The sequence below is a fragment of the Enterobacter cloacae complex sp. IR5459 genome, assembly GCF_049238005.1.
Taxonomy (GTDB): Bacteria; Pseudomonadota; Gammaproteobacteria; order Enterobacterales; family Enterobacteriaceae; genus Enterobacter; species Enterobacter hormaechei_C.
Map to the genome: position 1 here is coordinate 1 of NZ_JBMKIG010000020.1, position 10490 is coordinate 10490.

Sequence of the window (10490 nt, forward strand, 5' to 3'; positions counted from 1 at the left end):
CCTGTTACCGTTCGACTTGCATGTGTTAGGCCTGCCGCCAGCGTTCAATCTGAGCCATGATCAAACTCTTCAATTTAAAAGTTTGATGCTCAATGTTTCTTTATTTCTAAAGAAAAGAACTTCGTAATGAATTACGTGTTCACTCGTTGAGACTTGGTATTCATTTTTCGTCCGAGGACGTTAAGAATCCATGTCACTTTGAGTGCCCACACAGATTGTCTGATAAATTGTTAAAGAGCAGTTGCGACGCGCTTCAGCGCTCTGTCGCGAGGTGGCGTATATTACGCTTTCCTCTTTCAGAGTCAACCCTGATTTTCAGGATTTTTTCTCTTCAACCGACCGGGTTGTTTGTGAAGTGATTCACATCTGCCGTGTCGATGGAGGCGCATTATAGGGATCCCAGTTTTTAGCACAAGTATTTTTTAGATCTTTTTTTCCAACTGATGATTTTCCGTGCTTTTCGCTGAAAACCCACCCGATCCGCTTAAAAATTGACGCATTTTGCCTTGCCTCGATCCAGGAATACGATCAAAGTCTTCTTTAATAGCGCTCATCTGTATCGAGGTAGATATGTTTGCAGTATTACGTCCTTATAAAGATCTGTTCCCCCATAAAGGCGATCGCGTGATGATCGATGCCAGCAGCGTGGTCATTGGTGATGTTCGCATGGCCGATGATGTCAGCATCTGGCCACTCGTCGCGATCCGGGGCGATGTTAACTATGTTGCAATCGGTGCACGCACCAATATTCAGGACGGCAGCGTGCTGCATGTGACTCATAAGTCATCTTATAACCCTGAGGGCAATCCGCTCATCATAGGGGAAGATGTTACCGTCGGTCATAAAGTAATGCTCCACGGCTGCACAATCGGTAACAGGGTTCTCGTTGGGATGGGATCGATTTTGCTGGATGGCGTCATAGTAGAAGATGACGTAATGATTGGCGCAGGAAGCCTAGTTCCGCAAAACAAACGCCTGGAAAGTGGCTATCTCTATTTAGGCAGTCCGGTTAAACAGATCCGCCCCCTAAAGGAGGCGGAGATCGAAGGATTGAAATACTCAGCGAACAATTACGTTAAATGGAAGAATGACTATCTGGATCAGGATAACCAGACCCAGCCCTGATCGTCTTCCTGCTGTACGCGGATCAAATCGCTGGCTTCCTCTTCCAGATCCCAGCGATTTTCACAAAAGACCGCTAACGGATCTGAACCACCAAAGCGCTGAAGCAACGTCTCCCCTTTAATCGCACAGGTGAGCTGCATTCCATGCACCAGCACCGGGAAACACACCGCTTGCTTGTTTTCATCCCAGATTTCTCTGTCGGGAAAATGAATCGCCTGATTCATGCCATCAGTTCCTGTTTCAGCTTTTCGATCACCGGTTCTACAGCAGGTAACACGCCATGCCAGAGTAGCACCGCATGAGCCGCCTGCCCCACCAGCATGCCCAGACCATCAGCCACATGTTTTGCCCCCTGTTGTTCGCACCAGGTCAGAAATGGCGTTTTCCCTTTTTGATAAAACATGTCATAGGCGTAGATGTGGGAATGAACCAGGGATGCAGGAATCGCCGGGATCTCTCCATTAATACCGCTTGAGGTGGCATTAATCACAAGATCAAATTCGTGACCCGCGAGATCCTCAAGTGCTACCGCAGCTACGCTGCCTGTGTGTGCGAACAACGCCGCCAGCTCTTCTGCTCTGGAGAAAGTACGGTTGGTGATTGTCACCGCACAATCCAGCGAAAGAAGAGGAAGCAATACGCCGCGCGACGCGCCACCCGCACCGATCAGCAGGATCCGAAAGCCTGGTTTAATAAACGACAGTCGCTCCAGATCGCTGAGTAAACCTATGCCATCGGTGTTATCGCCCAGAAGGCGACCATCTTCGAGCCGCTTAAGAGTATTGACGGCACCAGCGAGCGACGCACGCTCGGTCAGCTCATCCGCACGCCCGAAAGCCTCTTCTTTAAAAGGCACCGTAACGTTCGCACCTTTACCGCCCGCAACAAAAAAGCTATTTAGCGTCGGTAAAAATGCATCAACAGGCGCAAGAACCCGACCATATGGGTGATCTATCTGCAATTGCTCTGCAAACAGCTGATGGATCAGAGGCGACTTGCTGTGCGCGATCGGGTTACCAAAAACAGCATAGGTTTCCATCACATTATCCCTGGCGAAAACGTTCGCCGGTCAAGGCATCGCGAATTTCTGACGGGTTAAGACGGCCACCGGTTTCACCGACGGCTACCGGGAAATCACTCCCGAACTGCGCCAGAACTTCTTCGGTTGTCCGACAGGGGGGAAGCCCGGTCAGGTTGGCGCTGGTTGAAACCAGAGGTTTACCAAATGCCTGGCATAACTCCACCACCAGCGGATGGTCGGTAACGCGTACCGCAAGTGAATCGAAACGCCCGGTTAACCAGCGCGGCGTTGTCGGTTGTGCAGGAAAAACAAACGTCACGGGACCAGGCCACGCAGAGAAAATGGTTTCCCGCTGTGCAGGCGTCAGCATGGAATCATCAATATAAGGCTTAAGCTGCGCGTAGTTCGCAGCGATCAAAATCAATCCTTTTTCGACTGGCCGTTGTTTTAGCGCCAGCAGACGGTTAACGGCGACTTCGCTGTCAGGATCGCACCCGACCCCGAAAACGGCTTCTGTTGGATAGGCGATGACTTCTTCTTTTTTCAGGATTTCCACCGCCTGCGCGATGGAGCCTGATGGCAGGTTATTATTCACTGATTTGATCCGCCGAAACCGGCTTTCCACATTGTTTACTGGCGCAAAAGCGTTTCAAGCCTTGCGCGGTTTTCTTTTCTATAAGTAACGGATAATCGCAATGAGGGCAGACGCCCGCTACTGGTTTGAAATTGATAACGAACTGGCATTCAGGATAGCGATCGCACGAATGGAAGGTCTTGCCATAACGAGAGCGGCGCTGCACCAATTGACCACGCTGGCACTGAGGGCAGGCAATTGCCGTTTCATCTGGTTTATCAATTTGTTCCGTATGATCACATTCCGGGTAGCGGCTGCATCCGATAAACATCCCGAACCGCCCCTGCCGCAGCGCCAGTTCGCCGCCGCAGAGCGGACAAAGCTGTCCCTCCAGAATTTTGACGATATGTCCGTCCTCCTGGCTCTTCAGGGGACGGACATAATCACATTCCGGATAGTGTGAACAACCGAGAAACGGACCGTGTTTCCCGGACCGAATAACAAGTTCAGCCCCACACTGTGGGCAGGGCTCGTTTTTATGCACCGTGAAGAGTGCTGATTTGGCCATAACAACTCTTGTTGCTGCACATAGAATTAATGCAGCATACCTTCATTCACTTCAAAGAGTAATTCTTCCATTTGCTGATAGGCATTTTCACAGCCTGGAATGTTGAACAGCACCATCAGGATCACCCATTTCAGATCTTCCAGTTCAAATTCAGCAGTATCCAGCGCCATGACGCGCTCTATCACCATCTCTCTCGTTTCGAGGTTTAGCACCTGAATCTGCTCGAGGAATAAAATGAATCCCCGGCAGCTGGCATCCAGCCTTTCACACTCTTCAGCTGTATAGATGCGCACAGACAATGGGTCAGAAGCAAGCTGCATCGGTTCGGCGAGGCCGTCCTGATAATCAGCCAACTTATCCAGCCACATCAACGCATTATAAATATCTTCCCGCTCAAAACCTGCGTCGGTCAGATCCCGTGTTAATTTGTCCTGATCCACCTGCATTTCTGCTTCGTTGTGGATGTAAGTCTCAAACAAATACATCAGTACGTCGAACATGGCATGCCCTCCTTAATCGGACATAGCCGCCGGGTACAGCTGCGATCCACCCTGCTAACTCCAGTTCGAGTAGCTGTGCTACCGTTACTGGCACAGGTTGGCCGGCACGTTCAGCGACAACGTCAACAGGTGTTACCTCATCTCCTACGTTAGCCAGGAGCTTGGGAAATGGCAATGCTACGGCCTCCTGATCCGATGAAATATGTCGCTTTTGGAGATCATCCTGCAACCAATGCAATCCATACTGCAAATTTTCCAGGATATCCTCTTTACAGGTCACCAGCGTCGCCCCCTGTTTTATCAGCCAGTGAGGGCCTTCGCAGCCAGGGTTCCCCAACGGGCCGGGCAGCGCAAAAACTTCACGCCCCTGCTCCAGTGCGCACCTTGCAGTAACCAGCGATCCACTTCGAATCGCAGCTTCGACCACCAGCACGCCCTGGCTTAACCCGCTGATGATCCGGTTACGCCGTGGAAAGTTACCCGGTCTGGGCGATGTCGAAAGTGAAAACTCAGATACTATCGCCCCCTCAGAAGCGATAAGTTGCTCAGCCAGAATGTGATGACGACGCGGATAGAGACTAAAAAGACCATTGCCAAGCACGGCGACACTTCGCCCTTTTGCTGACAACGCCGCATGATGTGCCACACCGTCGATGCCGCAAGCCAGGCCACTGGTGATCGTAAAGCCACATTGGGACAGCTGTTCACTGAGCATTTTCCCCCAACGCTCGCCGTACCACGAGGGCGCACGGCTGCCCACAACCGCAAGCTGCATGCTATTAAGCACGTCGACGCGGCCTCGCACAAAGAGCGCCCCGGGAAAATCAGGTATAGAACGCAACAATGGCGGAAAACGAGGATCATCCGCCGTGAGAAGGTGGTTGTCGGTGTGTTCAAGCCATTCCAGACTACGTTCAAGCTCACTCTCGCTGAACGAAAAAAACTTTACGGCATGTTTGGGCGAAAGCCCTGCCGCGTTGACAGCTTCAGCATCAACGGTTGCCTGGCGAAGCAGCCTCTGCGCAATCTCCAGCATCGCGTCACCGTATAACGACCCGATGTTTATAAGCCGTAACCATATCTCTGTGGACGTCATCCTTTTCCCTGCCATAAGCAGCCTCAGCAATCTTTGCGATTGGTCACTGATGCTGTCAATCGACCGGGGATTTGTCTAGAATAGAAGTAATATTCTTATCAACTCCTGAACACGACTCTGGAAATTTATGGCAGTTTTGCAAGTGTTACATATTCCTGACGAGCGTCTTCGCATCGTCGCGGAACCGGTTAAAGAAGTGAATGCAGAAATTCAGCGTATCGTCGATGATATGTTCGATACCATGTACGCTGAAGAAGGCATTGGCCTGGCGGCGACCCAGGTAGACATTCACAAGCGTATTATCGTGATCGACGTTTCTGAAAATCGCGATGAGCGTCTGGTGCTGATCAACCCTGAACTGCTTGAAAAAAGCGGCGAAACAGGCATTGAGGAAGGCTGTCTGTCTATCCCTGAACAGCGCGCTTTGGTGCCACGTGCCGAAAAAGTTAAAATTCGCGCACTGGATCGTGACGGCAATCCGTTTGAGCTGGAAGCCGACGATCTGCTGGCGATTTGCATTCAGCATGAGATGGATCACCTGGTCGGTAAACTGTTTATCGATTACCTCTCACCTCTGAAGCAACAGCGTATTCGTCAGAAAGTTGAGAAACTGGATCGTTTGCGTTCTCGCGCTTAACGCCCCCCGGATACAAGGAATAACGTGTCTACATCACTACGTATAATCTTCGCGGGTACCCCTGATTTTGCAGCGCGTCATCTCGACGCGCTGCTATCGTCTGGTCATCAGATTGTTGGCGTATTTACTCAGCCGGATCGACCGGCTGGCCGCGGTAAAAAACTGATGCCTGGCCCGGTTAAAGTACTGGCAGAAACGCATGGTTTACCGGTATTCCAGCCAGCGTCATTACGACCTGAGGAAAACCAGCAGTTAGTGGCAGACCTGAACGCTGACGTGATGGTAGTTGTGGCTTACGGCCTCATTCTGCCAAAAGCGGTACTCGATATGCCCCGCCTGGGCTGTGTTAACGTTCATGGTTCTTTGCTCCCACGCTGGCGCGGTGCAGCCCCTATTCAGCGCGCTCTGTGGGCAGGCGATGCTGAAACTGGCGTGACAATCATGAAGATGGACGTAGGTTTAGACACGGGTGACATGCTGTATAAACTGGCGTGTCCCATTACCGCAGAAGATACCAGCGCCACGCTGTATGACAAGCTGGCCGATCTCGGTCCGCAGGGGCTGATTGAAACGTTGCAACAGCTTGCTGACAATACAGCGACACCTGAAGTGCAGGATGAGGCACAGGTGACCTATGCTGAAAAACTGAGTAAAGAAGAAGCCCGGATCGACTGGTCTCTGTCAGCAGCTCAACTCGAACGCTGCATCCGCGCCTTTAATCCGTGGCCGATGAGCTGGTTGATGATTGATGAGCAGCCAGTGAAAGTCTGGAAAGCTTCAGTTATTAACGGCAATACATCAGCAGAGCCCGGTACGATTATCGACGCCAGCAAAAACGGTATCCAGGTTGCGACCGGAGAAGGGATCCTGAATCTTGAATCGCTGCAACCGGCCGGTAAAAAGGCAATGAGCGCGCAGGATCTATTAAATTCCCGTCGTGAATGGTTCATCCCTGGCAATCGTCTTGCCTGAACAAATTTACTCTTAAGGCCCGGTGTTTCCGGGCATTTTTATTTTTACGGTTATGAAAAGACAAAATCTACGCACTATGGCGGCTCAGGCCGTTGAGCAGGTTATTGAGCAGGGCCAGTCACTGAGTAATGTCCTGCCTCCACTGCAACAAAAGGTTTCCGATAAAGATAAAGCGCTGCTTCAGGAGCTGTGCTTTGGCGTGCTGCGTACCCTCTCTCAGCTTGAATGGTTAATTAATAAGCTGATGTCACGCCCGATGAGCGGCAAGCAACGTACCGTGCATTATTTGATCATGGTCGGTTTCTACCAGCTTCTTCATACCCGCATTCCACCTCATGCTGCGCTGGCTGAGACAGTGGAAGGTGCCGTTGCGATTAAACGTCCCCAGCTGAAAGGATTGATTAACGGCGTGCTGCGTCAGTTCCAGCGTCAGCAGGACGAACTGCTGGCAGAATTTGCGCAAAGCGAAGCGCGCTTCCTGCATCCAGAATGGCTGCTGAATCGCCTTAAAAAAGCCTACCCACAGCAATGGCAAGACATTGTGGATGCCAATAACCAACGTCCGCCGATGTGGTTACGCGTCAATCGTAACCATCATACCCGCGACGCATGGCTGGCCCTGCTGGAAGAGACCGGAATGAGCGGCTTCACACACGCGGCTTATCCTGATGCGGTTCGTTTAGCCTCCCCTGCACCGGTACATGCATTACCCGGTTTTGAAGAGGGCTGGGTAACGGTACAGGACGCATCCGCTCAGGGGTGCATGGCCTGGCTTGAACCGAAAGACGGGGAGCAGATCCTTGATCTCTGTGCAGCGCCAGGGGGAAAAACAACGCACATTCTGGAAGTGGCGCCGCAGGCCAGCGTGATGGCCGTGGATGTTGATGAGCAGCGTCTTTCACGCGTCTATGACAACCTCAAGCGTCTGGGTATGAAAGCACAGGTTAAGCAAGGCGATGGACGTAAACCCGCAGACTGGTGTGGTGTTACCCGGTTCGATCGTATTTTGCTGGACGCCCCCTGCTCTGCAACCGGCGTAATTCGTCGTCATCCCGATATCAAATGGCTGCGTCGCGATCGTGATATCAAGGAGCTTGCCCAGTTGCAATCCGAAATTCTGGATGCCATCTGGCCGCATCTCAAACCCGGCGGAACCCTGGTGTATGCAACCTGCTCTGTTCTTCCGGAAGAAAACAGTCAGCAAATTGCGGCTTTCCTGAAGCGCACCCCGGACGCGACGCTGCATGATACGGGAATACCTGAGCACCCGGGTCTGCAAAACCTGCCGGGCGCAGAAGAGGGTGATGGCTTCTTTTACGCTAAGCTAATCAAAGAGTGATGTTGAGAACAGGTCACGAAAGATGAAAATTATCATTCTGGGCGCAGGGCAAGTTGGCGGAACGCTGGCGGAAAATCTCGTGGGCGAAAACAACGATATCACCATTGTGGATACCAATGGCGATCGCCTGCGCGTTTTGCAGGACAAGTTTGATCTTCGTGTTGTGCAGGGGCACGGCTCTCATCCTCGAGTGCTTCGTGAGGCGGGCGCGGACGATGCCGACATGCTGGTTGCAGTAACCAGTTCTGATGAAACCAACATGGTTGCATGCCAGGTGGCCTACTCGCTGTTCAACACACCGAACCGCATCGCCCGCATTCGCTCCCCGGACTATGTCCGGGATGCGGAAAAGCTGTTTAATTCCGAAGCAGTACCTATCGACCATCTTATTGCCCCTGAGCAGTTGGTTATCGACAGTATTTATCGTCTGATTGAGTACCCGGGCGCGTTGCAGGTTGTGAACTTTGCTGAAGGGAAAGTAAGCCTGGCGGTCGTGAAGGCTTATTACGGCGGCCCGCTGATTGGTAATGCCCTGTCGACAATGCGCGAGCATATGCCACATATCGATACGCGTGTTGCGGCGATTTTCCGTCACGACAGACCTATTCGTCCGCAAGGTTCCACCATTGTCGAAGCCGGGGATGAAGTCTTCTTTATTGCGGCTTCTCAGCATATCCGTGCGGTGATGAGTGAACTTCAGCGTCTCGAAAAACCGTATAAACGTATTATGCTGGTTGGCGGCGGTAATATTGGCGCAGGTCTGGCGAGACGGCTGGAAAAAGACTACAGCGTGAAGCTGATCGAACGAGATCAACAGCGCGCGTCGGAGCTGGCTGAAAAACTTCAGAATACTATCGTGTTTTATGGCGATGCTTCGGATCAGGAATTACTGGCCGAAGAGCATATCGATCAGGTTGATCTTTTTATTGCCGTCACCAACGACGACGAAGCGAATATTATGTCCGCCATGCTCGCTAAACGTATGGGGGCGAAAAAAGTAATGGTGCTTATCCAGCGTAAGGCTTATGTCGACCTGGTACAGGGTAGCGTAATTGATATTGCTATTTCACCCCAGCAAGCCACCATCTCTGCCCTGCTAAGCCATGTGCGTAAAGCGGATATTGTCGGCGTGTCGTCTCTGCGTCGTGGTGTTGCTGAAGCCATTGAAGCCGTCGCTCACGGGGATGAAACGACGTCGCGCGTTGTTGGTCGCGCGATCGACGAAATTAAACTTCCACCAGGCACCATTATCGGCGCCGTAGTGCGAGGTAACGATGTCATGATCGCCAATGATAATTTACGTATCGAGCAGGGTGACCACGTTATTATGTTCCTGACCGATAAAAAATTTATTACCGACGTCGAGCGTTTATTCCAGCCAAGTCCATTCTTCCTGTAATGATTTGGGTGCTCAGACGAGAGCACCCACATATTAACCTTCTAATTTTCATGCCTTTTATTTTCATAACGATTATTTATCCCCAATGGCAATTAGCTAATCATTTGTTAAACTTATAGGCGTCAGCTGGCACAAGGAGAACATAATGAGTTTTATTAAAGAGTTTCGCGAATTTGCGATGCGCGGGAATGTGGTGGATTTGGCTGTGGGTGTCATTATTGGTGCGGCGTTCGGTAAGATCGTTTCATCATTAGTCGCCGACATTATTATGCCGCCGTTAGGACTGTTGATTGGAGGCATTGATTTCAAACAATTCGCCTTCACCCTTCGGGAAGCTCAGGGCGATATCCCTGCGGTTGTAATGCACTACGGCGTATTCATTCAGAACGTATTTGATTTCGTGATCGTGGCATTTGCCATTTTCATGGCGATCAAACTTATCAACAGACTTAACCGTAAAAAAGAAGAACCGGCTGCTGCCCCGCCAGCACCAACTAAAGAAGAAGTCTTACTGACTGAAATTCGCGATCTGTTAAAAGAGCAGAATAACCGCGTTTAATCAGGCGACAGAAAGAGAAAGGCCAGTGGTAAAAAAGCGATTAGCTTGCTTGCCACTGGCCTCCCAGTTACCCCGTTGTGCATGTTTACCTTTACGTAAATAACTCCCTTTTCCTTTCTTGTTCTTCTCAACTCGCTGTCTGAAAAGTGGGTCGTGAAGCAATGCCTCAATGGCGTTATCCTTAATGTGTCCCTTAGTATGCTGATAGCGGCTCATCATTTCTCCTGAGCATAGTTAATGTCGGCGGGAGTCTATTCCCTGGCTAATAAAAAATCAACAACCCTGAGTTTCACTACTGGCACCCTGTTCAAGTGCTTCCAGTATTGAGCAATAAACACTGCTGTGAGCGGTACCGCAGCACGCGTCATTTAACCTTTGCAGAGATCGCTGCATGGCTTGCAGTTCCTGAATGCGTCCTTCAACTTCATCCAGCCGGGCCTGAACGATGCTTTTAGATTCCTGACACGTATGATGTTCAGGATCGATACGGATCGACAGCAGTTCACGGATCGACTCCAGCGTGAAGCCGAGTTGCCGTGCATAGCGGATAAAACGAAGGCGTTGCAGGTCGTTATCCGTATAAAGGCGAAATCCACCTTCCGTTCTGACCTCATGATCGATCATCTGCTGCTTTTCGTAGTAGCGGATAGTATCCGGCGTTACGTTAGCAAGCTTCGCAAGTTCACCTATGCGGTACATG

The 10490-nt window shown here is 51.0% G+C and carries 14 protein-coding genes and 1 rRNA gene; 6 read left to right on the forward strand and 9 right to left on the reverse strand.

The window, feature by feature from the left end; translation table 11 throughout:
• Positions 1-76 (reverse strand): 16S ribosomal RNA (locus tag ACOTX4_RS24230); the annotation flags it as partial.
• A gap of 494 nt (positions 77-570) precedes the next feature.
• On the opposite strand from ACOTX4_RS24230, the gene ACOTX4_RS24235 reads away from it, so the two are divergent.
• Positions 571-1125 (forward strand): gamma carbonic anhydrase family protein, encoded by a 555-nt coding sequence (locus ACOTX4_RS24235; protein WP_045332604.1) that lies wholly within the window; start codon positions 571-573, stop codon positions 1123-1125.
• On the opposite strand, the gene ACOTX4_RS24240 is transcribed toward ACOTX4_RS24235, so the two are convergent.
• The 6 genes from ACOTX4_RS24240 to dprA are packed head-to-tail and all read right to left on the reverse strand — an operon-like array spanning position 1101 to position 4884.
• A complete protein-coding gene (locus ACOTX4_RS24240) occupies positions 1101-1349 on the reverse strand; it encodes a DUF1488 domain-containing protein (RefSeq protein WP_003863356.1) in 249 nt (82 codons plus the stop codon). The two genes, ACOTX4_RS24235 and ACOTX4_RS24240, sit on opposite strands and share 25 nt — an antisense overlap.
• Positions 1346-2164 carry a shikimate dehydrogenase gene (gene aroE, locus ACOTX4_RS24245; protein ID WP_023314927.1) on the reverse strand — a complete coding sequence of 273 codons (819 nt, stop codon included), beginning with the start codon at positions 2162-2164 and terminating at the stop codon, positions 1346-1348. The genes ACOTX4_RS24240 and aroE overlap by 4 nt, the downstream gene beginning before the upstream one ends.
• 4 nt (positions 2165-2168) lie before the next feature.
• A complete protein-coding gene (tsaC, locus tag ACOTX4_RS24250) occupies positions 2169-2741 on the reverse strand; it encodes an L-threonylcarbamoyladenylate synthase type 1 TsaC (protein ID WP_003863353.1) in 573 nt (190 codons plus the stop codon).
• A complete protein-coding gene (locus ACOTX4_RS24255; RefSeq protein ID WP_421635460.1) occupies positions 2734-3288 on the reverse strand; it encodes a topoisomerase DNA-binding C4 zinc finger domain-containing protein in 555 nt (184 codons plus the stop codon). Before ACOTX4_RS24255 ends, tsaC begins: the two co-directional genes overlap by 8 nt.
• Positions 3289-3314: 26 nt before the next feature.
• Positions 3315-3788, reverse strand: coding sequence for a DUF494 family protein Smg (smg, locus tag ACOTX4_RS24260; protein WP_000460665.1), 474 nt, complete (start codon positions 3786-3788; stop codon positions 3315-3317).
• Positions 3760-4884 carry a DNA-protecting protein DprA gene (dprA, locus tag ACOTX4_RS24265; RefSeq protein WP_003863350.1) on the reverse strand — a complete coding sequence of 375 codons (1125 nt, stop codon included), beginning with the start codon at positions 4882-4884 and terminating at the stop codon, positions 3760-3762. Before dprA ends, smg begins: the two co-directional genes overlap by 29 nt.
• A gap of 127 nt (positions 4885-5011) precedes the next feature.
• Between dprA and def the strand changes: the two genes are divergently transcribed.
• The 5 genes from def (at position 5012) to mscL (ending at position 9790) form a co-directional block, all read left to right on the forward strand.
• Positions 5012-5521: a peptide deformylase gene (gene def / locus ACOTX4_RS24270; protein WP_006812188.1), complete on the forward strand. Its 510-nt coding sequence runs from the start codon at positions 5012-5014 to the stop codon at positions 5519-5521.
• A 24-nt stretch (positions 5522-5545) separates the two neighbouring features.
• Complete coding sequence (gene fmt / locus ACOTX4_RS24275; protein WP_045332602.1) at positions 5546-6493, forward strand: methionyl-tRNA formyltransferase; 948 nt, start codon at positions 5546-5548, stop codon at positions 6491-6493.
• A gap of 52 nt (positions 6494-6545) precedes the next feature.
• Positions 6546-7832, forward strand: a complete 1287-nt coding sequence (gene rsmB / locus ACOTX4_RS24280) for a 16S rRNA (cytosine(967)-C(5))-methyltransferase RsmB (protein ID WP_421635461.1) — start codon at positions 6546-6548, stop codon at positions 7830-7832.
• 22 nt (positions 7833-7854) lie between these two features.
• Positions 7855-9231: a Trk system potassium transporter TrkA gene (gene trkA / locus ACOTX4_RS24285; RefSeq protein ID WP_003863337.1), complete on the forward strand. Its 1377-nt coding sequence runs from the start codon at positions 7855-7857 to the stop codon at positions 9229-9231.
• A 145-nt stretch (positions 9232-9376) separates the two neighbouring features.
• A complete protein-coding gene (gene mscL / locus ACOTX4_RS24290; RefSeq protein ID WP_003863335.1) occupies positions 9377-9790 on the forward strand; it encodes a large-conductance mechanosensitive channel protein MscL in 414 nt (137 codons plus the stop codon).
• Here mscL and ACOTX4_RS24295 read toward each other — a convergent pair whose 3' ends face one another.
• Entirely contained in the window at positions 9791-10006 is a 216-nt protein-coding gene (locus ACOTX4_RS24295; RefSeq protein WP_023314931.1) for an alternative ribosome-rescue factor A, read from the reverse strand.
• A gap of 57 nt (positions 10007-10063) precedes the next feature.
• Entirely contained in the window at positions 10064-10489 is a 426-nt protein-coding gene (gene zntR / locus ACOTX4_RS24300) for a Zn(2+)-responsive transcriptional regulator (RefSeq protein ID WP_003863328.1), read from the reverse strand.
• Position 10490: the final 1 nt, after the last annotated feature.

Coding starts and splice junctions, on each gene's coding strand:
- mscL (WP_003863335.1), top strand. CDS start 9,377: ATGAGTTTTATTAAAGAGTTTCGCGAATTTGCGATGCGCGGGAATGTG.
- rsmB (WP_421635461.1), top strand. CDS start 6,546: ATGAAAAGACAAAATCTACGCACTATGGCGGCTCAGGCCGTTGAGCAG.
- dprA (WP_003863350.1), bottom strand. CDS start 4,884: ATGACGTCCACAGAGATATGGTTACGGCTTATAAACATCGGGTCGTTA.
- ACOTX4_RS24295 (WP_023314931.1), bottom strand. CDS start 10,006: ATGAGCCGCTATCAGCATACTAAGGGACACATTAAGGATAACGCCATT.
- trkA (WP_003863337.1), top strand. CDS start 7,855: ATGAAAATTATCATTCTGGGCGCAGGGCAAGTTGGCGGAACGCTGGCG.
- ACOTX4_RS24240 (WP_003863356.1), bottom strand. CDS start 1,349: ATGAATCAGGCGATTCATTTTCCCGACAGAGAAATCTGGGATGAAAAC.
- ACOTX4_RS24235 (WP_045332604.1), top strand. CDS start 571: ATGTTTGCAGTATTACGTCCTTATAAAGATCTGTTCCCCCATAAAGGC.
- def (WP_006812188.1), top strand. CDS start 5,012: ATGGCAGTTTTGCAAGTGTTACATATTCCTGACGAGCGTCTTCGCATC.
- smg (WP_000460665.1), bottom strand. CDS start 3,788: ATGTTCGACGTACTGATGTATTTGTTTGAGACTTACATCCACAACGAA.
- aroE (WP_023314927.1), bottom strand. CDS start 2,164: ATGGAAACCTATGCTGTTTTTGGTAACCCGATCGCGCACAGCAAGTCG.
- zntR (WP_003863328.1), bottom strand. CDS start 10,489: ATGTACCGCATAGGTGAACTTGCGAAGCTTGCTAACGTAACGCCGGAT.
- ACOTX4_RS24255 (WP_421635460.1), bottom strand. CDS start 3,288: ATGGCCAAATCAGCACTCTTCACGGTGCATAAAAACGAGCCCTGCCCA.